The following is a 3,577-nucleotide window of genomic DNA, read 5'->3' on the forward strand; positions in this document are numbered from 1 at the left end:
ATATTTAAGGTCGTTAAATGTATCAATGTGCTGATTGACGACATGCCTAGCTTTATATTTACGATAACCCAGAGAAAGACATGAATCCACCTAACACTAAAGACAATGCTGAAAACAACGCTGAAGATAATGCTCAAACTGATGACTCAGTTGTGCAGGCTGAATCACAAATGCAGCAGGTTATTGACCTGCAAATGAGCATGGCACATCTTGAGGTAATAGTCGATCGTCTCGATGAAGTGATTGCGCGGCAAGATAAAGATATTCAGACATTACAACGACAGCTGCAGTTGATTTATAAACAAGTTAAGGATCAAGATACAGACAGTGGTATTGCGCCATTTGATGTGATGGCAGATAGACCACCTCATTACTAGAGTGTGTTTTATTCTTTGATCAGAGCACTGATGGTGCGTCTGTAAAAATTTTCAACATGAATCGAGTATATTTCTATTTATGGATATACATATCTAACAATGACTACTTGGTCATACAGAATAAATAATGTATCCTTACGGTTGTTTTAATGTTTAAAAATCATTACTATTCCCCATCTAGGATACTGCTTACTCACAAAAAACCGGTATGCAGTAAAACAATGCGGACGTTTGGAGACATATAATGCGCAATACCTTCCATCTCAAAAATCTAACAGTGGCTGTTGCTGCTTTTTCTGTTGCTAGTGTTGCTAGTGCTGCTGGCCTTGATCGTTCAGGTCAGGATATTACTGCATTTTTACAAGACGGTACTTATGCCGAGGCTGTCTATACTTACATCGATGCTGATGTGACAGGTAATGATGTGGCAGGTAACAAAATTGGTGACATCGCCGAATCTTATGATTTCTTTCGTTACGGTGTAAAAGCAGACCTCAATGATACTTATAGTGTTGGTATCTTATATGATGAGCCTTTTGGTGCTGCGGCTGACTATAGTGGTGACAACAATTTCGTCGACGCTAGTGGTGAAGGTACGAATGTAGAAGTCCGTACTGAGAGTATTACCGGTATCGTCGGTGCAAAATTTGGTGAAAATAAAAACTTCCAAGTATATGGCGGTCCAGTGGCCCAGCGTGTTAAAGCTGATGTAAAGCTGCGCGGTACAGCCTATAGTGCTGCGAATGGTTATACGACCCACATCAGCCCAGATCAAGAGTATGGTTATATTGCTGGTGTTTCCTACAGTAAGCCTGAAATTGCACTAAAAGCGGCGTTGACGTACCGTTCAGAGATTGAACATACAGCTGATGCTGCAGAAAGTTACCCTGCAGTAGCAAGCTTCCCTGGATTTGGTCCAAGATCAGGTGATATTGATATTACTACCCCTGAGTCAGTCAACTTTGATTTTCAAACGGGTATCAATCCAACGACATTAGCAACTGCAAAAGTACGTTGGGTGCCATGGGGTGATTTCTCAATTGTACCGTCACTATACAATGACGTTAGTAAACTGAACGCTGCTTATCAACCAGACGGCCTACCGTTAGTCAGTTATGATGAAGATCAATGGGTAGTTGAGCTAGGTCTTGCCAAACGTTTGAATCCAGCTTTAGCGGTCAGTGGTACCGTTGGGTGGGATAGTGGTGCTGGCAATCCTGTGACCTCATTAGGCCCTACAGAGGGTTACTATAGTGCCGGTTTAGGGGCTAAGTATAATGTCACAGAAAACTGGGCAGTTTCAGCGGGTGGTAAATACCTATGGCTTGGTGATGCTGATGGTCAGGTGCCGACCAAAAATGTTGTTGGCAACTTTGAAGACAATGACGCTTTTGTAGTTGGTATGAAAGTTTCTTATCAAGCAAAGTAAGTTTCACCATGACTAAATTTCACCATGATTAAGTTTCATCATGATTGTGTTCCATGATGGTTATATTGCTAAGTAATATATTTGGCAATGAAAAAAAAGCGACTCTATACGGGTCGCTTTTTTTGTGCACATATTGCTACCTGTAACAGCTTTATAGAAAATTTTATTACCTCTAGTTTTTGCGGATTTTACAAGCGTTAGCTGTGTCTAGATAATGTTAAGAGTGCTATAAAATATATATTATTAGAAAATCAAGTACTAATATGCTATTTATACTGTTCAGTCATAATTGGGAAATAAACTGCTTTGTTTGTTGTTTTAGTGTCTAAAAGGCATTAGTATTCAAGTTAGGACACGACTTTGATAACCTCAATGTTAAGCGCAGCAATGCCATATATTGGTTATTGAAGTAGTAATACAACAAGGATCGTTGGAGATACACAATGCGCAATCACTTTCATTTGAAAACCCTCGCAGTAGCGATTGCTACCCTTTCTATAGCCAGCGTCACCAATGCAGCTGGTCTTGATCGTTCTGGTCAAGATGTCACCGCTTTCTTTCAAGATGGCACTTATGCTGAAGCCGTTTATACTTATATCGATGCCGATGTGAGTGGTTATGATACTGCCAATACTAATCCTTATAGTAATGATTATGAACGTGGTAATAAAACAGGTGATATCGCTGAGCCTTATGACTTTTTTCGTTATGGTGTAAAAACTGATATTGATGATACGTTTAGTATTGGTGTTTTATATGATGAACCTTTCGGTGCTGCTGCCGAGTATACTGAAAGTAATTTTGTGGCAAACGATAATTTAGGTGAGTCTGCTGGTGAGTTGGTAGCTGACGGAGTTGATCAGCCAACTGCGGGTGCGATAGCCACAGCTGAGACAAGTGCCGCTGGTGAAAATACTAACGTCGAAGTACGTAGTCAAAGCTTGACAGGTATACTTGGTGTGAAGTTCGGTGAAAATAAAAACTTCCAAGTGTATGGTGGCCCAGTGGCACAGCGTATCCAAGCAGAAACCAAGCTACGTGGATTGGCATACGGCCCTGCTAGTGGTTACACTTCGACTAGTAACCCTGATATGGATTATGGTTATATAGCAGGTGTTGCCTATTACAAGCCTGAGATTGCTTTAAAAGCAGCGCTGACGTACCGTTCTGAGATTGAACATAATGTAGATATAGCTGAAACCTATCCTATCAGATCTATTATTTCTGGAGGCGCGCTGTCAGCTAGTCAAAAGAGTGATTATGAAATTACAACACCTAAATCTGTCAATTTTGACTTCCAAACAGGTATTAACCCTACGACACTAGCCACTGCTAAAGTACGCTGGGTACCGTGGAGCGATTTTGTCATCACACCGCCATTATACAATGAAGTGAGTAAAAATGCTGAACGACCTGATGGTCTGAATTTGGTTGAGTATGATGATGACCAATGGCAAGTAGAGCTTGGTTTAGCTAAGCGTATGACACCAGCATTAGCAGTTAGTGGTACAGTTGGTTGGGATAGTGGTGCTGGTAATCCTGTAACATCGCTTGGTCCTATCGAAGGCTACTACAGTGTTGGTCTTGGCGCAAAATATAACGTCACTAAAAATTGGGCAGTATCAGCTGGTGGCAAATATTTGTGGTTCGGTGATGCTAAAGGCGCGTTACCAACTGATAAAATAGTTGGTGATTTCCAAGATAATGATGGCTTTATTGCTGGTGTGAAACTGTCTTATCAAGCGCAATAATAATTTCTTATATCGTTGTT

The 3,577-nt window shown here is 40.8% G+C and carries 3 protein-coding genes; all 3 read left to right on the forward strand.

Annotated features, from left to right (window positions below):
• Positions 1–80 precede the first annotated feature (80 nt).
• The 3 genes from ACT3QP_RS14350 (at position 81) to ACT3QP_RS14360 (ending at position 3,557) form a co-directional block, all read left to right on the forward strand.
• A complete protein-coding gene (locus tag ACT3QP_RS14350) occupies positions 81–377 on the forward strand; it encodes a SlyX family protein (protein WP_192520756.1) in 297 nt (98 codons plus the stop codon).
• A 244-nt stretch (positions 378–621) separates the two neighbouring features.
• Positions 622–1,806 (forward strand): OmpP1/FadL family transporter, encoded by a 1,185-nt coding sequence (locus ACT3QP_RS14355; protein WP_192520755.1) that lies wholly within the window; start codon positions 622–624, stop codon positions 1,804–1,806.
• Positions 1,807–2,249: 443 nt separating this feature from the next.
• Complete coding sequence (locus ACT3QP_RS14360) at positions 2,250–3,557, forward strand: OmpP1/FadL family transporter (protein WP_444525974.1); 1,308 nt, start codon at positions 2,250–2,252, stop codon at positions 3,555–3,557.
• Positions 3,558–3,577: the final 20 nt, after the last annotated feature.

This window comes from Psychrobacter sp. AOP7-B1-24 (genome assembly GCF_052376215.1).
Classification (GTDB): Bacteria; Pseudomonadota; Gammaproteobacteria; order Pseudomonadales; family Moraxellaceae; genus Psychrobacter.